The organism is Bifidobacterium cebidarum (genome assembly GCF_009193305.1).
Classification (GTDB): Bacteria; Actinomycetota; Actinomycetes; order Actinomycetales; family Bifidobacteriaceae; genus Bifidobacterium; species Bifidobacterium cebidarum.
In genome coordinates, this window is sequence record NZ_WBVS01000003.1 from 38,226 (window position 1) to 58,204 (window position 19,979).

Genomic DNA, 19,979 nt, shown 5'->3' on the forward strand with positions numbered 1-19,979 from the left:
GTTTGCGTTTCATTATGCACTAAGGCCATGAACTCTTCGCGAATTCATGGCCTTAGTAAGCAGTTAGCGTACGTGATTTACATCACGTTCACTGGCATATGTCAACGTGACTGCTGGTGGTCAAGCGCGGCCTTCACCAAGCCGGCGAACAGCGGGTGCGGCTTGGTTGGGCGGGACTTGAACTCCGGATGAGCCTGAGTGGCCACATAGAACGGGTGCACGTCCTGCGGAAGCTCCACGAACTCGGTGAGCTCGCCGTCCGGGCTCTGGCCGGAGATACGCAGACCGCCTTCACGCAGACGATCCTTGTAGGCCACGTTGACCTCGTAACGGTGACGGTGACGCTCGGTGACATGCGTGGTGCCGTAGAGCTCGGCGACCAGAGAACCTTCCTCCAGTTCCGCGGGGTAGGAGCCAAGGCGCATGGTGTGGCCCATATCGCCCTTGCCGGCCACGATGTCCTTCTGCTCCTCCATCGTGGCGATCACCGGGTTGGCGCAATCCGGCTCGAACTCGGTGGAGTTGGCGTCTTCGATGCCAAGCACGTGGCGGGCGTATTCGATGACCATCGACTGCAGGCCAAGGCACAGGCCGAGAGCGGGCAGACCGTTCTCACGGGCGAACTTCAACGCACCGATCTTGCCTTCGATGCCGCGGATGCCGAAACCGCCGGGGATTACGATGCCGTCGATGTTGTCAAGAGCGGCTGCGGCGCCTTCGGTGGTCTCGCAACGGTCGGCGGCAACCCACTTGACGTTAACCTTGGCCCAGTTCGCGAAGCCACCGGCCTTGATGGCCTCGGTGACGGACAAGTACGCGTCCGGCAGATCGATGTACTTGCCAACGATGGCGATGTTGACCTCATGCTTGGGATGATGCACGCGTTCCAGCAAATCGGCCCATTCGTCCCAATCAACATCATGGAACGGCAGACCGAGCTCGCGAACTACGTAGGCGTCCAGGCCTTCCTCGAACAGGATCTTCGGCACATCGTAGATGCTCGGGGCATCCACGCAGTTGACGACGCCTTCCGGATCGACGTCACACATCAGGGAGATCTTGTCCTTGATGCCCTGGTTCAGCGGACGGTCGGAGCGCAGCACCAACGCGTCCGGGGAGATGCCGAGCTGACGCAGCATCATCACGGAGTGCTGGGTCGGTTTGGTCTTGAGCTCATGCGCAGCGGAGATATATGGCACTAGGGAGACGTGCACGAACATGCAGTTCTCCGGGCCGAGATCGCGACGCACCTCGCGCGCCGCCTCAAGGAACGGCTGGGATTCGATATCGCCCACGGTGCCACCGATTTCGGTGATGATCACATCGACGTCATCGGATGCCTGGGCGCGCATACGGGACTTGATCTCGTTGGTGATGTGCGGAATGACCTGCACGCACTGGCCGAGGTATTCGCCGGCGCGCTCCTTGCGCAGCACTTCCTGGTAAATCTGGCCAGTGGTGACATTGGCCTTCTGGGAGAGGAATACATCAAGGAAGCGCTCATAGTGGCCGATGTCGAGATCGGTCTCAGCGCCGTCCTCGGTCACGTACACCTCACCATGCTGGAACGGGTTCATGGTACCCGGATCCACATTGATGTACGGATCCAGCTTCTGCTGGAGCACATGAATACCACGGCTACGCAGCAAACGTCCGAGGGACGAAGCGGTCAGGCCTTTACCGAGGGAGGAAACAACACCACCGGTGACGAAAATATGCTTGGTGACGTGTTCTTGAGAATTGCCATGTGTTCTTCTAACCATGGAATTTCACTCTATCATCCGCGCATGACGCGATGTCAAACGTGTGTTCCCTCCCCTGGCGCCTATTCCTGTCTATTACTGTGCGAGCAAATGCGCGATGGCTTCAATAGCCAGTTTGTAGCCATAGAATCCCATACCGGTAATGGTGCCAGTGGCAACCGGGCTGATCACGGAACGTTTGCGGAATTCGTCGCGCGCAGACGGATTGGAAATATGCACTTCCATCAGCGGCAGTCCGGCATCGCCCACCATGTGGGCGGCATCGGCAAGAGCATAGCTGTAATGGGTGAAAGCGGCCGGGTTCATGACCACCGGAGTTTTCTCGTCGGCTGCCTGATGCATCCAATGCACCATCTCGGCCTCATCGTCGGTTTGACGAACTTCGACTTCAAGACCGAGTTCCTTGCCCCACTCGGTGCACAGGCGACGAAGCTCTTGAAGATCCTGGCGTCCGTAGACATCTGGCTGGCGTACGCCAAGACGGCCGAGATTCGGGCCGTTGACAACGATGATTTTGCTCATATTGCTCCTTAATGCTGAATACGGCGGAAGGCTTCTTCCACATCGTCGACGGATGGATTATCGAGGTGAACGACATGACCGATGGAATCAAGCACCACGAACCGCAGTTCATTGCCGCGCGCCTTCTTATCGCGATGCATCAGGGCGAGTACATCCTCAAAGGAGCCGTCATTCCAGGATGTCGGCAGGCCCAGAGAAGACAGCAGCGAACGATGGTAATCCACCAAATCGCGGTCGATCAGGCCCATGATGTTGGCCAGCTCGGCTGCATATACCATGCCTACCGCCACTGCGTTGCCGTGACGCCAGCGGAAGTGCTCCAACTTCTCGATGGCATGGCCCAGCGTATGGCCATAGTTCAGGAATTCACGAAGTCCCTTCTCCTTCAGGTCGGAGGAGACATGGTAGGCCTTGACACGAACCGTACGCTCGATGAGCTCGGCCACCACATCTTCAAGAGGCGATCCCAGGAACGTCTGACCATTGAAGTTCCTCAGCTCGTCGGCGTGCTCTTCGAGAATATGCAGAATCTCGGGATCACGGATGAAACCGGATTTGGCCACTTCTCCAAGGCCTTCGATGAATATGTCGTTAGGCAGCGAAGCCAACGTGGTCATATCCGCCAATACGCCGGCCGGCGTGTAGAACGACCCGACCAGGTTCTTGCCTTGCGGCGTATTGATGCCGGTTTTACCTCCGGTCGAAGCGTCCACCATGGCCAACAGCGAGGTCGGACAGTTGACGTAACGGATGCCGCGCATCCACGTGGCCGCAACGAAACCGGCCAAATCGGTGGCTGCACCACCGCCGAGCCCCACCACCGCATCAGAGCGGGTGAATCCTTCAGCACCAAGACGTTCCCAAATGCCGTTGGCAACGGCTATGGTCTTGCCGGGTTCGGCATCCGGAATCACAATGTCGGAGACCTCATAACCGCCTTGGCGCAACAGGGCGCGGGCACGATCGGAATGGCGCTGCACCGGCTGGGTGTGAATCAATGCGATCTTCTTCGGCTGAGTGCCAAGCACATCCACCAGTCGGTTCATCGCGCCTTCGCCAATGGCCACATTGTAAGGTTCGATGGCTGTTCCATCCACATGAACGATTCGTTGGGAAACCATATCTATCACTTTCTTAGCGGCACCTTGCGGGGTCAGACCGCGCGTATGAACGTGGACATTGGACACTTCATGGAACACCGGATCGCGCTGCTCATACAATTTCCGCCACCGGGCATTGGCGTCCCCATTGAGCATGGGTCTGCCGCCTCCCCGATTGGCGCGCTCCATGGCCTCCTGCGGATCGGCGTCAAGATAGACCACCTTGCCGCCACGACCGATGTACGCGGACAATTCGCGCTGGGTGGAGGGGGTCATCGGTGCCCCTCCACCAAGGGAGAAAATGCCTTCGAAACCCTCGAGGAAATCAGCGATGACGTCGGCCTCGACCTCACGGAATGCCGGTTCACCATACTGTTCAAAGTATGCGGGGATCTTCATGCCGACTTCGCGTTCGATCTCCGCGTCCGCATCGGCGAAAGGAAGGTGCAGCATGTGTGCGACTTCCTTGCCGACGCGCGTCTTGCCGGCACCCATCATGCCGAGAATCACTGCGTAAGGGCGTGCTGCCATATCATCAATCCCGGTTATCAGCGCATGTGCTCGGGCCAAGAGGCTAGGTATGCCTCAAGGTTGCGATGCGTTTCCTCGACGCTGTCTCCACCGAACTTGTCCAGCGCATACTGGGCAAGAGTGAGGCGCACCATAGCTTCAGCCACTACGGCGGCCGCTGGAACCGCCGTGCTGTCGGAACGCTGGTTGATGGCCTTCGCGGCCTCCCCGGTCAGCACATCCACGGTGCGTAAGGCCTTCGGAATAGAAGGAATCGGCTTCATGGCTCCACGAACACGAATCACCTGCCCGTTGGACATACCGCCTTCAATGCCTCCGGCACGGTTGGAGAGACGGTCGATGCGACCATCCGCGTTCACTACGATCTCATCATGCGCCTGGGAGCCCGGGCGTGCGGCCTCAAGGAAGCCGTCACCGATTTCCACGCCCTTGAACGCCTGAATGCCCATGATGGCGCCGGTCAATGCAGCATCGAGCCTGCGATCGGACTCCACGTAGGTACCGATACCGGCAGGGACACCATAGGCGAGCACCTCCACCACACCGCCGAGCGTATCCGCGGCCTTCTTGGCCTCGTCGATACGCTCGATGATACGCTGTTCGCCTTCCTTATCGAGGGTACGTACCGGGGAGGCATCCAAGGCGTCCACGTCGTCTGGGGTAGGCAACGGCAAGTCAGGGTCCGTGGAGACGCCGCCAAGCGCCACCACATGCGACACCGTGCGAATGCCGAATGCCTGCTCGAGGAATTGGCGGGCGACCTCGCCAAGCGCCACACGGGAAGCGGTCTCACGGGCGCTTGAACGTTCCAGCACCGGACGGGCGTCATCGAAGCCGTACTTGCGCATGCCGGTCAGATCGGCATGTCCGGGGCGCGGCCGGCTCAACGGCGCGTTACGGCCTTCACGCGGCAGGTCATGGTCAAGGGCATCCGCACTCATCACCTCGGTCCACTTGGGCCACTCGGTGTTGGCGATTTCAATGGCGATCGGGGAGCCAAGCGTCAAACCATGGCGCACGCCGGTGAGCAGACGAACCTGATCCTGTTCGAATTTCATGCGGGCGCCGCGACCGTACCCAAGACGGCGACGGGCAAGAGCACCAACGATATCATTCGTGCTGATGCGGATGCCAGCCGGCAGCCCTTCAATCATCGCCACCAAGGCCTCTCCGTGAGACTCCCCCGCTGTCTGCCAGCGCAACATAGCAAATCCCTCTCATTTCAATGGTCAATAACTAGGGGATAATGGTAAGCCATGCCATACCTGTTCACTCTTCCCGGTCTGCTATGTGAGCTTGCGCTGTCCATCGAGGATATGCACACTCGACGGGTTCCTTTGCCTTGGGTGGCATCAGGCGCCTTGCTGCAACTGGTTGCCGTATTCGCATACGGCGTGATGACCAACGACCTGTTCACATTGCTGCAAGCGCTTCTGTTCACGGGGCTGTGCTGTCTGATTCAATGTGCGCTGGCACTAATCGTCCCGCGCTCTTTGGGGTTCGGCGATGTGACCGCATTGATTCCCGCCGGTCTTGCGGTAGGGATGTTCGGGCTCTCCCCCATCGTGATGTGGTGGCTGGCCATGGGCGTATGCGGTCTTCTCTGGATCGGATGCTGGGTCAGACTCAATGCGCACGATACATCGGTCCACGCGGGCAAAGTGCCGTACGTGCCGGTGATATTCGTGTCGGCGGTTATCGCACTCGCATTGAACTGGATATTCTGAATCATCCATGCGAATACAGCAGTGCCTCCCATATGGGAGGCACTTGAGCAAATAGTTACTGGTTTTCGGCTTGCCATTGACGAAGCTCGGCCACGTTTTTGTCATGCTCTTCGGCAGTGGTCGCGAACTTGGTTTCGCCCGTATCGAGGTTCACGGTGCAGAAGTACAGCCAGTCACCGCTTTCCGGATTCATGGCCGCCTGAATGGCGTTGTCTCCCGGATTGCTAATCGGCGTTGGCGGCAGGCCCGCGATCTTATAGGTGTTGTACGGGTTCGACTCGTCCTGGAGCATCGCAGTGGTCACATCGGCCGGCTGAACGTTATTGCCATAGGCAACCGTTGAATCCATACCCAAGGACATGCCCTGCGCCAGACGATTTTCAATGACTCTGGTCACTTTGCCGTAATAATCGGCCTTGTTGACCTCAGCCTCGGCAATGGAGGCGATAATCATCACACGTTCACGGTCGGCACCGGAAGGCACACCGAGCTCCTCAAGCTTGGCGATACGCTTATCGACCATGTCCTTGAGGATGTCCGAGGCGCTGCCCATGCCCTTGACATTATAGGTGCCGGGCTCCAGCCAGCCTTCAAAACTGCCGTTGGCTTCGGCAGGCAAAATACCGTCACCCTTGTTGCTGATGATAGTTTCGAAATCGGATTGGGCGATGCCGGACAAGGCTGCGGCATCGGCGATGACCGCGCTGAGTCGTTCGCCAGGGCGCACTTCGAGGAATCCCGCCGCCTTCGAACTGTCAGTGAGAATAGCGAGCGCATCGGAAGCCGCCATATGCTTCTTGAGCGTAAAGGTTCCCGGATACAGTTTGGAATCGTTCGCGCTCACCAGACTGGTGAAGGCGTCGGTAGATTTGATGACTTCAGCCTTCAGCAAGCCCTTGGAGATTTCGACGGCGCCCTGGCCTTCACTGACAGTGAACGTCACTTCGCCATATCCAGGGCCGGGGTAATCTTCCAACGCCGTATTCGCCTGACTCTGACTGTCGCGAATGGCGTGCAGTTTGGAGATGGCGAAGTAGCCGCCGCCGATAATCACCGCAACGGCCACAATCGCCGCGATGATGGCGCCAAAGCGCCTCTGCTTGCGCTGTTTACGGCGTTTGCGCATCTCACGGCGAGATCTCGGAGGCTTCGGAGGAACCCCTCCACCCGTCAGCGATCCGGTTCCTTGTTCAACCCAGTGCGTGTTCTCATCGAAGAAATCATGAATGTTATCTGACATGAACCCGTACCTCATTGTTTCCCGGCACGGTCGAGTGCCGTCTGCAAGATCACCACTGCCGACTGCTGATCGACCAAGGGCCTATGCTTGTTCGAGGATTTATTGGCCTCGAACAGCTGCCGATGCGCGCTGACAGTGGTCAATCGCTCATCAATCAATGATACCTGCGGAATCTTATCTTTCTCTAATGTGTTCTCCGCTTCCGTCTGCAATCTCTTCTCAAGATTCGCAGCCCATCGACGCGCCTTTTTTGCGCTTTTGCCCTCTGTTCCATCCATTTGCAGCGGAAGGCCGACAACCACATGCGTCACATGCTCGTCTTCAATGACGTCGAGCACATCGTCGATGGCAAAGAAATAATCACCGGCAACATAGATATCGCCTGCCGGGTGGGCGAAGGTAAGCTCGGGATCGGACAATGCGAGTCCGACCCGAGCATTACCTAAATCGACGCCTAACCACACCACAGGCGTCAGGCTTTCTGCGCCTCGTGCTTCAAAGCCTCGAGCGCTTCATCGATCCTGGATGCGTCAGCACCGCCGCCCTGAGCGAAGTCCGGCTTGCCGCCGCCACCGCCGCCGAGAATCTTGGATGCGCCACGCACCAAATCGCCGGCTTTGATGCCTGCCTTGCGAGCCGCCTCATTAGTGGCCACAGCCACCATCGGCTTGTCATCCTCGTTCACGCCGGCAAGGGCCACGATGGCCGGGGCGTCTTCACCGAGCTGACCACGAATGTCGAGCACGGTCTTGCGCAGGGCATCGAAGGTGCCGAAGTGGCCGACATTCTTGACTGCGGCCTTCACCGGGGCATCGGAAGCCTTGGCGTCGGCAATCAGAGCCGGCACGGCGGCAGCCAGCTGGCCTTCGTACATGGCAGCCAGGCGGCGATCGGATTCCTTGAGCTTGGCGAGTAGCGTGTTGATGCGCTCGGCGAGCTCGTCCGGGCGGGCGTTGAGCTTGTCGGACAGCTGGGAGACCAGCGCGTGCTCACGGGCGTTGAAATCGTAGGCGCCCTGACCGACCACGGCGTCCACACGACGCACACCCTGGCCAATGGAAGCCTCGGAGAGGATGTTCACCATGCCGATCTTACCGACGTGATCGACGTGGGTGCCGCCACACAGCTCACGGCTCCAACCATCCTCGCCAATGGAGACCACGCGCACGATGTCGCCGTATTTCTCGCCGAACAGATGCATGGCGCCGAGGGCGATGGCATCATCGAACTTCATTTCCTTGGTGGTCACGGCGAGGTTGTCACGCAACTTGTCGTTGACGCGTTCCTCGACTGCGGAGATCACAGACTTGGCCGGAGCCTTGGACCACTGGAAATCGAAACGCAAACGGTTCGGAGCATCCTCGGAACCGCGCTGGGTGGCCTGCGGGCCGAGCTCCTCGCGCAGCGCCTTGTGCACCATATGGGTGGCGGTATGGGAGCGGGCGATGGCACCACGACGGTTCAGATCGATGTTGGCGTTCACCTCGGCACCGACCACCAAAGTGCCTTCGGTCAGTCGGCACTGGTGGACGATAAGATCCTTGATCGGCTTCTGTACATCGTCGACTTCAAGCACAGCGCCATCGTCGGAGAGAATCTCGCCCTGATCGGCGAACTGACCGCCGGCCTCCGCATAGAACGGGGTGCGGTCGAGAATGACCTCGATGTTGGCCGGACCAGTGACAGCGGGAACAGAGCCCTTGCCTTCCTGCATGATGCCGATGACCTTGGCACGGGCAGACATATCGGTGTAGCCGAGGAAGTCGATCGGCTTGACCAGGGTCTTCTTGAAATCGTCGTAGACGGAAAGATCCACATTGTGACGCTTCTTCAGAGCATCGGCGCGCGCACGGGACTTCTGCTCGGCCATCAGTTCGCGGAACTTGGCCTCATCGACCTTCACACCCTGCTCAGCTGCCATTTCGAGGGTCAGCTCAATCGGGAAGCCGTAGGTGTCGTGCAGCTTGAAGGCATCCTCACCGGTCACGGTCGGCTCGGAAGAATCGTGCTTGGCCTTGTTGACGGCCACATCGAGGATGGTGGTACCGGTTTCCAGCGTGCGGCGGAAGGCATCTTCCTCGCCGTATGCGGATTCGGACACCTCGTGGAAGGTGTCGTTGAGCTCCGGATAGCTGGCCTCCATGGCGTTCTTGGAGGTCGGGAACAGGGTGGGCAGCACCGGATCGGTCACACCGAGCATGCGCATGGAGCGCACGGTGCGGCGCAGCAGACGGCGCAGCACGTAGCCACGGCCCACGTTGGAGGGACGCACGCCGTCAGACATGATCATCAGTGCGGAACGCACGTGATCGGCAACCACGCGGAAACGCACATCGGCTTCCTCGTTCTCGCCGTACTTCAGGCCGGAAAGCTGTTCGGCGGCGGCGATGACCGGGAAGACCTCATCGGTCTCGTAGATGTTGTTCTTGCCCTGCATCAAGTAGGCGAGGCGTTCCAGACCGGCACCGGTATCGATGTTCTTGTTCTCAAGCTCGCCGACGATGTGCAAATCGGTCTTGGACTTGACGTTGTCGACCTCGTAATTCTCGAACACGAGATCCCAGATTTCGATGTAGCGGTTCTCATCGGCGATCGGGCCGCCTTCCTTACCGAATTCAGGACCGCGGTCAACGTAGATTTCGGAGCACGGGCCGCCAGGGCCAGGGCCACCGGTAGTCCAGAAGTTGTCTTCCATGCCCATCTTCTGGATGTGCTCTGGGTCGACGCCCTCGTTGATCCACAGGGAACGGGCTTCGTCGTCATCGGTGAAGGTGGTCATCCACAGCTTTTCGGGGTCGAAGCCGTAGCCGCCCTGATCCTGAGGAGTGGTGAGCAGCTCCCAGGCATAATGGATGGCCTCTTCCTTGAAGTAATCACCGAAAGAGAAGTTGCCGAGCATCTGGAAGAAGGTGCCATGGCGGGTGGTCTTACCGACCTCATCGATGTCCAGCGTGCGCACGCACTTCTGGTTGGAGGCCATACGATGCTTCGGCGGAGTCTGTTCGCCCATCAGGTACGGGATAAACGGCACCATGCCGGCAATAGTGAACAGGGTGGTGGGATTCGGGGAGATTAGCGACGCAGAAGGCACGACGAGGTGGTCATGCTTGGCGAAGTAATCGAGGTATCGCTTTGCGATTTCCGCAGTGCGCATGGCGGGATATACTCCTTGTTTGTTTTTTAGGCGCGATTGCGCCCTCTCTTAACTGTGAAAGTCTTGATTGTGTAGTGATTATGGCAAAAGGCCTGAACGAGATCATCAATCAATGTGCTTGCTTCAGTCAGCATGCACATTGTATTTGTTGTTGAGTTCAGCCTCACGGGCTCGACGCGTTGCATTGAACTCATTGACCAAGCCCTCAAGCGTTTTCATCGGCACGTTGTTCTGATCAGGGCCGAGTAGGAACTGACGGGCGGCGTCAGGCGTATTCGCCTTGACATACGCCTGAGCTTTGGCAACAGCCACGATGCCGATGGCCACGCCCACGCCGACCCAGAAGATGCGTTTGAACATCACTCCCCCTTCTGAGCGTCGCCGCCAGCGTTCTTGACGATGAAGGACTGGGCGGTGGACTTCAGCGCATAGGCGGCAGATGCAATCTTGATGATGGGCTTGCCGAGGAAGGAGCCATACAGATCGGTTAATGCTCCAACATTATTGGCCGTGGTGGAGGCTGCGGCGGAAATCCGGTTGACATCCTCCAGCGACTTGTTGACCTGCTTGACCGTGGTCACGCCTTCATCCAATGCAGGAATGGCGTGTTCACCGGATTCCTTAACAGTTTGTGCGATCTGATCAAACATCTTGCCGAGCCTGATCAGCGGATAGATCATGAAACCGGCCAATACTGCGAACGCGATGGCCGCAATCAGGCCAGCGATCTCTCCGACTCCCATTGTTTCCTCCTTGAGGTCACATATACTCGCATAACAGTAGCACTTGCGCTCTATTTCCCCGACCAGCTCCATCCTGACTGTAGGTTTTTGAACACTGACTGTAGGTTTTCTAACGGAATTCGTCCAAAAACCTACAGTCAGTGTTCAAAAACCTACAGTCAAAAAAGCTGTGTGGTGTCCGGGGCTTTATCTGATGGTTATCTGCCATATGACACTATGGTCAAGGCCTCGGCAAATGGCTTGTCCGTATCGAAATCGACGACTGTCACAGAGCCGTTTGCCGGCCGTTCGCTCAGGTCAAGGTCGGGCCCACCAAAACGATGCGCCAAGCTCAGCAGTGTGTTGCCGTGCGAAATCTGCAGTACATCGTCGCCATTGCGGAGATCGGGATTTTCGGCGATGAGTTTGAAGGCTCCTTCAACACGCGTCCAATATTCCTCATCGGATTCCGCATCATGGAATGGGTCGGCCTCTTTCAGGAAATCTCGGGAGGCCGCAAGCCCGAACCGTTCCACTATTTCGTTGTAGGTCTTCACTCCATGAGGAGCGCCGGCGGCATACCATGCCATGGCCATATCGAGACCTTCATAGTAGCCATAGAACTGCTCGCGGAAATGCATATCCGAGATTAATGCAGGACGCGGGTTACCTGCCGCTTCATTGATATCCAGGATTTTCTCGGCAGTCTGCTGTGCTCTCGTGGTATCGGAGCAATAAGCGGCGGCAAACGTCAAATCTTTCAGTCTCTCCCCCGCTTTGGCAGCGTCAGCGATGCCGGATTCAGTCAGCGGGGAATTGGACCAGCCTTGCAGACGGTTGTATCGGTTGAAATAGGTCTGTCCATGGCGAACCAAGTGCAAATGAAGAATCATGGAGTCCATGCTACGCCAATTTGGCGTCAGAACGCAGGAACCCCGCGCTTTGCGGCGCGGGGTTCGAGCGGTATGTCCTGGATTGTTTTGACCAGATGGGCCCGGATCAGCGGGCGTAGAATTCGACCACGTACTGGATGTTGACCTGCACCGGGATCTCTTCGACCTCAGGCTTGCGGGTCAGGGTGGCCTTCAGGGAGGCAAGGGTCACGTCGAGGTAGCCAGGAACCGCCGGCAGCACATCGCGGTGCACGCCTTCAGCGGCGATCTGGAACGGAACCATGGTCTGGCTCTTGGCCTTGACCTGAATGGTCTGGCCGGGCTTGACGCGGTAGGACGGGCGATCGACCACGTTGCCGTCAACGAGGATGTGACGGTGAACCACGAACTGGCGAGCCTGAGCGGTGGTGCGGGCGAAGCCGGCACGCAGCACCAGGTTGTCAAGACGGGTCTCAAGATCGGTCAGCATGGCGTTACCGGTCTGGCCTGCGGTACGGGTAGCCTTCTCGTAAGCGGCACGGAGCTGCTTCTCGGAGACGCCGTACTGAGCGCGCAGACGCTGCTTTTCGCGCATACGCACCGCGTAATCGGATTCGGTGCGGCGACGGTCACGGCCGTGCTCGCCAGGAGCGTACGGACGCTTTTCGAAGATGCGCTGAGCCTTAGGGGTCAGTGCGATGCCGAGGGCGCGGGAAAGGCGCACCTGACGGCGAGAACGCTGAACGTTCGTCATTTGGATTAATCCTTCTGTCGTTATTTGAACGGAACGTTTGGCTTCTCTTCGATGCCAAACGCTGAGTCGGGCCTCTCCAACGCTTCGTCGTGATCGCTCACGAATGACTGTGCTCATATGCGCACGGCCACCGACCCGTTGATGGGCTATGACTCCAGACGGCATCTACCGTAAAGCAGACACCAGCGAACAACAATACACCTAGCCCATGGACAGCATGCCGTATCACGCGCTATTGAGAAGCGTTCAGAGCTTCTCAATAGCCGAAGCGCGAAGCGGACAGTCCAGTGGACTGTCCGTAGCTGAGGGGAGCGGCCCTGCCGCGACGGGCTCCTATTGAGAGTCCATCAGAGCTTCTCAATAGGCGCCACGCGCAGCATCAGACGCTTGACGCCGGCCGATCCGAAGTCCACGGTAATCACCGACTTGATGCCCTTGTCCTGAATATCCATGACTGTGCCAAGACCGAACTTGTCGTGAACCACCTTGTCTCCGATGGCGAAATCGGCAGCATTCAGCCCATTGTCTTTCTTGACCGCCGAAGCAGCAGCCTTTGGCGTGGTATGACGGGTCGTCACCTTGCCACCTCGCGTATGACTGTAGGAATCCGATGATGAGCCGGAACGGGAACCGTAGGAGGAAGACCCCGAACCGCGTGAACCATAGGAGCTGGAACCGTATGAAGACCTAGAACCGTAGGACCTTGAACCATACGATGATGAACCCGAACCATACGAGGAGCCATAGCGCGAGCGTGAGCCGTATGAGGATCCTGAACCGCGGCTGCCGAATGTCGATGAACCACCGAACGTGGTACCGCCAAAGTCATCGTCATCCCAGCCACCGAAGTCATCGGAGAAGCCATCGGATTCCCAGCTCGAACGCATACGTTCCACGCCGGCTTCCTTACGCTTCCAATCGATGAGCTCCGCTGGAATCTCGTCGAGGAATTGGCTCGGCATCATATCCGCGGCCTGACCCCACTGCGAGCGCACCGCAGCGCGGGTCACATATAGGCGACGCTTGGCACGGGTGATGCCCACGTAGGCGAGTCGACGCTCCTCCTGCAGTTCGGTGGTGTCTTCCATCGAACGAGAATGCGGGAAGGTGCCCTGTTCCATGCCGGTCAGGAACACCACCGGATATTCCAGACCCTTTGCGGTGTGCAGGGTCATCAACGTCACCTTGCCGGAATCCTCGGCTTCGCTAGGCAGTTGGTCGGAATCAGCTACCAGAGCAGTCGTTTCCAAGAACGCAGACAATGTGGCGTCCGGCGTATTCTGTTCAAATTCGGCTGCGGTGGATTGCAGCTGGGAGAGGTTCTCCAAACGGGAGGCATCCTGTGGATCGACGGATTTCTCCAGCTCTGCCCTCAATCCTGATTTCTCCAGCACTTCGGCCACAACTTCGCTCGGCTTGCTGTCATGCGCACGGGTGAATTGCGAAAGTGCACCCATGAGTTCGCGGAACGCTTTGAGTTGGTTGGCTGTACGGGTGGGAATATTCTGAATCTCATCCAAGTGCATCAACGCGTAGAAGAAGCTTGTGCCATGCTCACGCGCATACGCGAGCAGAATACCTTCGGCACGGTCACCAAGACCGCGCTTCGGCACATTCAGGATTCGGCGCAAGTTCACGTCATCATCCGGATTCACCAGTGCCTGCAGGTATGCCAGCGCATCTTTGATCTCACGGCGCTCATAGAACTTGGTGCCACCGACCAGCTGGTACGGCAGCCCTCCGTTGATCAATGCCTCTTCAAGCGAGCGGGACTGTGCGTTGGCTCGGTACATGATGGCCATATCCGAATAGGCGATGGATTCCTCCGCATGCAGTCGCGCGATTTCTTCCGCCACCCATTGGGCTTCCTGCTGCGCGTTATCCGCAGCATAGCCCACAATCGGCTCACCTTTGCCAAGTGCGGTCCACAGTTTCTTCGGCTTGCGGCCTTCATTATTACTGATCACCGCGTTGGCCGCATCCAGAATGGTTTGCGTGGAACGATAATTCTGCTCCAGCATAATGGTTTTGGCGTTCGGGAAGTCCTGTTCGAAATCCTGGATGTTGCGGATGTCCGCACCACGGAACGCATAGATAGACTGATCGGAATCGCCCACCACAGTAATCCATGCCGGACCGGTTTTGCCGGCAGTGGGAGCACCGGGCACGCTGTGTTCACCAGTGTCGACGCCGGCGAGCTCGCGCACCAGCACATACTGGGCGTGATTGGTGTCCTGATACTCGTCCACCAGAATGTAGCGGAAACGATGATGGTAGTACTCGGCCACTTGTGGGTCGGAACGCAGCAGTTCCACGGTCCTACCAATCAGATCATCGAAATCCACGGCGTTGGCAAGCGCCAGACGGTGTTCGTATTCGGCGTAGATCACCGCGTAAATGGCTTCGAGATCACCAACCGTACCGAACTGGTAGCCACGCTGACCTGGCGTGAAGTCCGGAGCATGGAGGGCCAAATATTCCTTCCAACCGGTCAAATTGTTCTTGAGATCGGAGATATGGCCGAGGATGGATCGCGGCGTATAGCGCTTGATATCCAGATTGAATTCGGTGGCGATGATTTTGACGAGGCGTTCGGAATCGGCGGAATCGTAAATGGAGAAGCCTGATTTCAATCCGATGGATTTACCATCGCGCCTCAGGATGCGCACACAGGCGGAGTGGAAGGTGGAAACCCACATGCGCTGCGCCACCGGGCCAATCAAGGAGCCCAGTCGTTCACGCATCTCAGCGGCGGCTTTATTGGTAAAAGTGATGGCAAGCACCTGGCTGGGCCATGCGCCAAATTGGCTTAGAATCCATGCGATACGGCGAGTCAACACACGAGTCTTGCCGGAGCCGGCGCCTGCGCCGATCAGCAAGGCCTGGCCTCGGTACTGCACGGCTTCGGACTGTTGCGGGTTCAGATCGCCTACCAGTTCCTGGGCGCTGCGTGCAATGACTTCCGGCTCATCGAACATGATTCTCTCCCCTTCACACATACCAGCCTTGACCTCTGCGCGCAGAAAACCGAATCCTCGAATCGCGCGACATTCATATCTACCATATGCGCCGGTCAGCGTAAGCTGGTTTGCCATATCCCATAGCTATATCGGTTAGCTATGCCAATTTGATGTCAAGGAGGTATCCAGTGCAGGAACTTGAGGAACGAATCCAGGCCGAAGGCACCGTCAAAGCCGGCGATGTGCTGAAGGTGGACGCATTCCTGAATCACCAGTGCGATGTGCGCCTGTTCGACCATATGGGTGCGGCTTGGGCCGAACACTTTGCAGGCAAAACCATCACCAAGATCCTGACCATCGAGGCTTCCGGCATCGGCATCGCCTGCTGTGCGGCCCGTCATTTCGGCGATGTGCCGGTGGTGTTCGCCAAGAAGGCACAGTCCATCAATCTCGACGGCGACCAGTACACCACCACGGTCTACTCGTTCACCAAGCAGAAGGAGTTCCCGGTCATCGTTTCCAAGAAGTACCTGAACCCGGGCGATCATGTGCTACTCATCGATGATTTCCTGGCCAACGGCAAGGCGCTGCGCGGTCTTATTGAGCTCTGCGAGGAAGCAGGCGCCACGGTTGAAGGTATCGGTATCGCCGTGGAAAAGGGCTTCCAGGGTGGCGGTGACAAGCTTCGTGAGGAAGGCTATGACGTGGATTCCCTAGCCATTGTAGAATCCATGGATCCTCAAACCGGCAAAATCGAATTCCGCCACTGACCGTTCGCTTGAGGAGAGAGAGAAAAGAAGAATGAGCGACGAAAAGAACACGACGACCAAGTCCTCTGCAGTCTCATTTGAAGCCTTGAGCTCACTGGACGCGCCTGTTTCCTTCTGGAAGGGCATCCCGTTCGGCCTGCAGCATGTGATGGCCATGTTCGTGGCGAATCTGGCCCCGATCTTCATCGTGGCGTCCGCCGCCAAGATGACACCCGTACAGTCCGCTGCAGTTATTCAGGCCGGTCTTCTGGTGGCCGGTCTCGGCACCTGTCTGCAGCTGTACGGCGCATGGCGCATCGGTTCTCGCCTGCCGATGGTCACCGGCATTTCTTTCACTTATGTGGCGGCAGCCGTGGCCATTTGCGCAGATAAGGGTTATGGCGCGGTGGTCGGTGCCGTGCTGGTCGGTGGTCTGCTGGAACTGGTGCTTGGTTTGACCGCCAAGTATTGGCGTCGATTCGTTCCGCCGATCGTCTCGGCCATCGTGGTGACTTCCATCGGTTTCTCGCTGCTCAACGTGGGTGCAACCTCGTTCGGCGGCGGTTCGGGAGCTAAGGACTTCGGCTCCTGGCAGAACCTGACGCTTGGTCTGATTTCTCTGGTGGCCTGCCTCGCATTCCAGCTGTTGATGAAGGGCACTGCCAAGCAGCTGTCCGTATTGTTCGGTTTGGTTGTGGGTTATATTGTAGCCATTTGCATGGGCAAGGTCGATTTCTCCGGTTTCCAGAATCTCTCCATCGTCTCCGTGCCGCAGCTGATGCCGTTCAAGCCTGAGTTCGACTGGGGTGCGATCATTTCCATCGGCTTGCTGTATGTGGTCTCTTCGGTCGAGGTGCTGGGCGACACCGCCGCACTGACCAAAGTGGGTCTGAACCGTACGCCTACCGAGCGTGAAACCGCTGGCGCCATCGCCGGCGACGGCCTGATCTCCTCGGTTTCCGGCCTGTTCGGTTGCTTGCCGCTGACCTCTTTCGCACAAAACATCGGTCTGGTGGCCATGACCAAGGTGGTCAACCGCAAGGTGATTCTCTCCGGCGGTCTGATTCTGATTCTGGCCAGCTTCGTACCGGCCATCGCCGAGGTGTTCAACTCACTGCCTCAGGCGGTGCTTGGTGGCTGCACCATCATGATGTTCGGCAACATCATTCTCTCCGGTTTCCAGATGATCGCTGAGGCAGGCTTCTCCCAGCGCAACATCACGATTGCGGCGCTCTCACTGACCATTGGCATCGGCTTTACGCAGGTGAGCGATATCTTCGTGAACTTCCCTTCGCTGTTCCAGCAGATCTTCGCTTCCAACTGCATCGCCGTGGCCTTCGTGGTCGCCGTCATCCTCAATGCCGTGCTACCAAGCGAGGAACACTTCCTGAGCGCACCAGCAGCGAAGGAAGCATAAACACGGTCTGAGCGCGCCGGCAAAGGAAACATAACCTTACTTCCCGCGCCTTTAGTCCTCTTAGCTCATACAGCTAAGAGGACTTTTTATATCGCCACCCAACAGAAGCATATCGAATATCGATATACAATGATTGCGAGTACAACGTAGAAAAAGGCGGCAGCATGAACAAGTACATGAATCGCTGGGTACTGTACGGACTGAAGGCAATAGTCGTACTGATTTGGCTGGGATGTATATGGGGACAGGTGATTGTCGTACCAATATTCAGCGAAGCAGTGGCAAATACATACCCTAGTCAAACTCCGTTGCACTGGCTGTATCTCATACTCGGTGAATTGTTCCTTGTCTGTGTCGAGATCGCGTTCATCGGAGTATGGCGTCTGTTCTCGCTTTCCGGCTCCGGCAGCGTCTTCACCGCTAAAGCACTCCCCTGTGTGAATCTAATCATCGGCTGTGCTTCAATCGGTACCGCAATAACCGCTATCGCCTTGGGTACGTTTGCCGTCAGCGCCTGGCATGACGCCACTATGCAGGGCATGGACTACTTCAGCATCGCAGCCGTTCTTGGCGCAACCCTTGTGGCTGAGATCGGCTTTATCCTCTTGATGCTGGTGATGAGGGGGCTACTTCGCGCCGCAACCGACCAATCCGATGAATTGGAACAGGTGATCTGACATGGCCATTCGCATCAATCTGGACGTGATGATGGCCAGACGCAAAATAGGCGTAGGAGAATTGGCCGAACAGATCGGCATCACACCCGCCAACGTATCAATTCTGAAAAATGGGCGCGCGAAAGCGGTACGCTTCACCACACTCGATGCCATCTGCAAAGCCTTGGATTGCCAGCCTGGCGACATTCTCGAGTACACACCAGACGAGTGAATTTTCGATGAATTGGCGTACCCTCCCCGCTTGAGGCAAGGCATACCGAACACTCATGCGGCACAATAGTGGCAAGGAGGCGCATTATGGTTGACGACTACACCGCGAAGATGACCGAGCTCATCGAGCTGATGCGCATGATCGGCAACGATACGCAACAGTGCGAGGTCAAGGAATGCAAGCGCCGCATCTCCTCCACCATCACCGATACATTGTCCGCATTCTCCAATGGTTCCGGCGGATGGATCATTCTTGGACTTTCCGAAAAGAACGGTTTCACCCCAGTTGAGGATTTCAACGCCCGTGCCATGCAGGAAGCGTTGAGCCAAGCATGCGAGAAAATGACTCCGGTGGTGCGCCCGGTGATTGTGACCTGCCCATTCGAAGGTTCGAACCTGGTATTCGCCCGGGTCGATGAAATGCTTCCGCGCGATAAGCCCTGCTTCACTACCGCGCTCGGCCCGCACGGCGGTTCGTTCATCCGCACCGGCGACGGTGACCGCCGGATGACCTCCTACGAAGTAGACCGTCTCATTGAAGAGCATCTGCAGCCCACGTATGACTTGGATATCGTGCCGCATGCCACCACTGATGATCTTGATCCAACATTGGTTGCAGGATTGCTGGCCCGTGCCCGCGAGCAGCATCCTCATGTGTTCGCAGACCGCGAGGCCACCCGCACACTGCTGGATTTGCAGGTGCTACGCCATGATGATTCCGACGAGAGCGAAGTGGGTGGCGTGCTCCGGCCCACGCTTGCGGGATTGTTGGCGCTGGGCCGGTATCCGCAGAAATATTATCCCCGGTTGTCTATTGCGATTGCCGTGTTCCCTGGTACGGACAGGGATGAAGTGTTCCGCGGAGATGAACGCCTGGTAGCCACGAAAACCATTGTGGGACCGATTCCAGTGATGATTAATGATGCCGTGGAATCATTGATGCAGTGGGTGGGTGCCAAGAAACTTGACTATCCGCCAGTAGTGCTGCGGGAAGCTATAGCGAACGCGCTCACCCACCGCGACTACTCCCCCGATGCGCGTGGCACGCAGGTGCGTATCAGCGTGTTTACCAACCGTATCGAAATCACCAATCCTGGCGGTTTGTACGGTACGGTGACCCATGATGTGCTGGCGAATCCGAATCCGGTGACCGGAGTACCGTTCGTCTCCACCCGTAATCAGTTCCTGTTTACGCTGTTGGAGTCCACACCGTACCCGGATGGTGGGTTCGTCAATCCGGAAGGCGGCGATGGTTTGCAACGGATTGCCGCAGCTTTGCGAGAAGCGGGCATTGAGCCGGCGACCGCACAGAACGATATCAATACGTTCACGATGACCATCACCAAGCATCGCACTGCAAAGAACAGTACACCTAGCGATATCTCCAAAGCGATTCTGACCGTGCTGGAACGTCATTCGGCAATGAGCATCAAAGAAATCATCCGCGAACTGCAGCTCACTCCCCTGGCCGCCACTTCCGGCATGCGCGAGCTGATACGCGAGGGCCGGGTCGCCAAGGTGAAGTTCCAAGACGATCCGACCCAACGCTATCGACTCAAAGGTCTATAACAAAACCAGCTG

Annotated in this window: 18 protein-coding genes; 6 read left to right on the forward strand and 12 right to left on the reverse strand. The window is 57.6% G+C overall.

The features are described from left to right. Positions 1-101: 101 nt before the first annotated feature. From F7D08_RS03795 to aroC, 4 genes are all read right to left on the reverse strand, one after another. Complete coding sequence (locus F7D08_RS03795) at positions 102-1,763, reverse strand: CTP synthase (protein ID WP_152209367.1); 1,662 nt, start codon at positions 1,761-1,763, stop codon at positions 102-104. 75 nt (positions 1,764-1,838) lie between these two features. After that, a complete protein-coding gene (gene aroQ / locus F7D08_RS03800) occupies positions 1,839-2,285 on the reverse strand; it encodes a type II 3-dehydroquinate dehydratase (RefSeq protein ID WP_152209368.1) in 447 nt (148 codons plus the stop codon). 8 nt (positions 2,286-2,293) lie between these two features. Beyond that, positions 2,294-3,916, reverse strand: a complete 1,623-nt coding sequence (locus F7D08_RS03805; RefSeq protein WP_152209369.1) for a bifunctional shikimate kinase/3-dehydroquinate synthase — start codon at positions 3,914-3,916, stop codon at positions 2,294-2,296. A gap of 17 nt (positions 3,917-3,933) precedes the next feature. Next, the gene (gene aroC, locus F7D08_RS03810; protein WP_152209370.1) at positions 3,934-5,121 is read right to left on the reverse strand and encodes a chorismate synthase; all 1,188 of its coding nucleotides are present in this window, start codon (positions 5,119-5,121) and stop codon (positions 3,934-3,936) included. A gap of 51 nt (positions 5,122-5,172) precedes the next feature. On the opposite strand from aroC, the gene F7D08_RS03815 reads away from it, so the two are divergent. Beyond that, positions 5,173-5,643, forward strand: a complete 471-nt coding sequence (locus F7D08_RS03815; RefSeq protein WP_152209371.1) for a prepilin peptidase — start codon at positions 5,173-5,175, stop codon at positions 5,641-5,643. 55 nt (positions 5,644-5,698) lie between these two features. Here the strand turns inward: F7D08_RS03815 and mltG are convergent, their stop codons facing one another. The 8 genes from mltG to F7D08_RS03855 form a co-directional block, all read right to left on the reverse strand. Continuing rightward, complete coding sequence (gene mltG, locus F7D08_RS03820) at positions 5,699-6,883, reverse strand: endolytic transglycosylase MltG (protein WP_152209372.1); 1,185 nt, start codon at positions 6,881-6,883, stop codon at positions 5,699-5,701. Positions 6,884-6,894: 11 nt separating this feature from the next. Then, positions 6,895-7,350 (reverse strand): Holliday junction resolvase RuvX, encoded by a 456-nt coding sequence (ruvX, locus tag F7D08_RS03825; protein ID WP_152209373.1) that lies wholly within the window; start codon positions 7,348-7,350, stop codon positions 6,895-6,897. Between the two features lie 5 nt (positions 7,351-7,355). Next, positions 7,356-10,037, reverse strand: a complete 2,682-nt coding sequence (alaS, locus tag F7D08_RS03830; RefSeq protein ID WP_152209374.1) for an alanine--tRNA ligase — start codon at positions 10,035-10,037, stop codon at positions 7,356-7,358. 123 nt (positions 10,038-10,160) lie between these two features. Further along, a complete protein-coding gene (locus F7D08_RS03835; RefSeq protein ID WP_152209375.1) occupies positions 10,161-10,397 on the reverse strand; it encodes a hypothetical protein in 237 nt (78 codons plus the stop codon). After that, a complete protein-coding gene (locus F7D08_RS03840; protein ID WP_152209376.1) occupies positions 10,397-10,780 on the reverse strand; it encodes a DUF948 domain-containing protein in 384 nt (127 codons plus the stop codon). The genes F7D08_RS03835 and F7D08_RS03840 overlap by 1 nt, the downstream gene beginning before the upstream one ends. Before the next feature lie 197 nt (positions 10,781-10,977). Further along, entirely contained in the window at positions 10,978-11,652 is a 675-nt protein-coding gene (locus tag F7D08_RS03845) for a histidine phosphatase family protein (RefSeq protein WP_193316186.1), read from the reverse strand. Between the two features lie 106 nt (positions 11,653-11,758). Then, the gene (gene rpsD / locus F7D08_RS03850; RefSeq protein WP_100494115.1) at positions 11,759-12,385 is read right to left on the reverse strand and encodes a 30S ribosomal protein S4; all 627 of its coding nucleotides are present in this window, start codon (positions 12,383-12,385) and stop codon (positions 11,759-11,761) included. Between the two features lie 347 nt (positions 12,386-12,732). Beyond that, on the reverse strand, positions 12,733-15,363 hold the full coding sequence (locus F7D08_RS03855; protein ID WP_152209572.1) for an ATP-dependent helicase: 2,631 nt from the start codon (positions 15,361-15,363) through the stop codon (positions 12,733-12,735). A gap of 170 nt (positions 15,364-15,533) precedes the next feature. On the opposite strand from F7D08_RS03855, the gene F7D08_RS03860 reads away from it, so the two are divergent. The 5 genes from F7D08_RS03860 (at position 15,534) to F7D08_RS03880 (ending at position 19,967) form a co-directional block, all read left to right on the forward strand. Further along, complete coding sequence (locus tag F7D08_RS03860; RefSeq protein WP_152209378.1) at positions 15,534-16,115, forward strand: xanthine phosphoribosyltransferase; 582 nt, start codon at positions 15,534-15,536, stop codon at positions 16,113-16,115. 31 nt (positions 16,116-16,146) lie between these two features. Next, positions 16,147-17,511: a nucleobase:cation symporter-2 family protein gene (locus tag F7D08_RS03865; RefSeq protein WP_152209379.1), complete on the forward strand. Its 1,365-nt coding sequence runs from the start codon at positions 16,147-16,149 to the stop codon at positions 17,509-17,511. Between the two features lie 164 nt (positions 17,512-17,675). Next, positions 17,676-18,188 carry a DUF2975 domain-containing protein gene (locus tag F7D08_RS03870; RefSeq protein WP_152209380.1) on the forward strand — a complete coding sequence of 171 codons (513 nt, stop codon included), beginning with the start codon at positions 17,676-17,678 and terminating at the stop codon, positions 18,186-18,188. A gap of 1 nt (position 18,189) precedes the next feature. Then, positions 18,190-18,399: a helix-turn-helix domain-containing protein gene (locus tag F7D08_RS03875; RefSeq protein ID WP_152209381.1), complete on the forward strand. Its 210-nt coding sequence runs from the start codon at positions 18,190-18,192 to the stop codon at positions 18,397-18,399. Positions 18,400-18,485: 86 nt separating this feature from the next. Next, positions 18,486-19,967 carry an ATP-binding protein gene (locus F7D08_RS03880; protein WP_152209382.1) on the forward strand — a complete coding sequence of 494 codons (1,482 nt, stop codon included), beginning with the start codon at positions 18,486-18,488 and terminating at the stop codon, positions 19,965-19,967. Positions 19,968-19,979: the final 12 nt, after the last annotated feature.

Coding starts and splice junctions, on each gene's coding strand:
- F7D08_RS03795 (WP_152209367.1), bottom strand. CDS start 1,763: ATGGTTAGAAGAACACATGGCAATTCTCAAGAACACGTCACCAAGCAT.
- aroQ (WP_152209368.1), bottom strand. CDS start 2,285: ATGAGCAAAATCATCGTTGTCAACGGCCCGAATCTCGGCCGTCTTGGC.
- F7D08_RS03805 (WP_152209369.1), bottom strand. CDS start 3,916: ATGGCAGCACGCCCTTACGCAGTGATTCTCGGCATGATGGGTGCCGGC.
- aroC (WP_152209370.1), bottom strand. CDS start 5,121: ATGTTGCGCTGGCAGACAGCGGGGGAGTCTCACGGAGAGGCCTTGGTG.
- F7D08_RS03815 (WP_152209371.1), top strand. CDS start 5,173: ATGCCATACCTGTTCACTCTTCCCGGTCTGCTATGTGAGCTTGCGCTG.
- mltG (WP_152209372.1), bottom strand. CDS start 6,883: ATGTCAGATAACATTCATGATTTCTTCGATGAGAACACGCACTGGGTT.
- alaS (WP_152209374.1), bottom strand. CDS start 10,037: ATGCGCACTGCGGAAATCGCAAAGCGATACCTCGATTACTTCGCCAAG.
- F7D08_RS03835 (WP_152209375.1), bottom strand. CDS start 10,397: ATGTTCAAACGCATCTTCTGGGTCGGCGTGGGCGTGGCCATCGGCATC.
- F7D08_RS03840 (WP_152209376.1), bottom strand. CDS start 10,780: ATGGGAGTCGGAGAGATCGCTGGCCTGATTGCGGCCATCGCGTTCGCA.
- F7D08_RS03845 (WP_193316186.1), bottom strand. CDS start 11,652: ATGATTCTTCATTTGCACTTGGTTCGCCATGGACAGACCTATTTCAAC.
- rpsD (WP_100494115.1), bottom strand. CDS start 12,385: ATGACGAACGTTCAGCGTTCTCGCCGTCAGGTGCGCCTTTCCCGCGCC.
- F7D08_RS03855 (WP_152209572.1), bottom strand. CDS start 15,363: ATGTTCGATGAGCCGGAAGTCATTGCACGCAGCGCCCAGGAACTGGTA.
- F7D08_RS03865 (WP_152209379.1), top strand. CDS start 16,147: ATGAGCGACGAAAAGAACACGACGACCAAGTCCTCTGCAGTCTCATTT.
- F7D08_RS03870 (WP_152209380.1), top strand. CDS start 17,676: ATGAACAAGTACATGAATCGCTGGGTACTGTACGGACTGAAGGCAATA.
- F7D08_RS03875 (WP_152209381.1), top strand. CDS start 18,190: ATGGCCATTCGCATCAATCTGGACGTGATGATGGCCAGACGCAAAATA.
- F7D08_RS03880 (WP_152209382.1), top strand. CDS start 18,486: ATGGTTGACGACTACACCGCGAAGATGACCGAGCTCATCGAGCTGATG.